Source organism: Acetobacter sp. DsW_063 (assembly GCF_002153745.1).
In the GTDB taxonomy this organism is placed as follows: domain Bacteria; phylum Pseudomonadota; class Alphaproteobacteria; order Acetobacterales; family Acetobacteraceae; genus Acetobacter.
The window spans coordinates 1-221 of the sequence record NZ_JOPL01000164.1 but is presented as its reverse complement, the minus strand read 5'-3'; the positions used below and the strand labels follow the sequence as shown (position 1 = coordinate 221).

1 pseudogene is annotated in these 221 nt (G+C 67.9%); it reads right to left on the bottom strand.

Features of this window, described 5'->3' with window-relative positions:
• Window positions 1-221: pseudogene (locus HK28_RS13565) on the bottom strand (1-deoxy-D-xylulose-5-phosphate synthase); the annotation flags it as partial.

Below are 221 nucleotides of genomic sequence, written 5' to 3'. Positions count from 1 at the left end.
ACGGCATCGCCGCCGTGATGGCGACGATCTTGTCGTCCTGCTCGGCGCGGCTGACCAGTTCGCGGGCGAACACGTTGGTCCAGGACGGTGGGCCCGGTGGGGCCTTGCTCTGCTCGCCGGTCACGATGTTGAACTTGGCCACGGCGTGGTACTTGTCGCCCGCGGTTTCCGCCGGCTTGTAGCCGCGGCCCTTCTCGGTGATGACGTGCAGCAGGATCGGG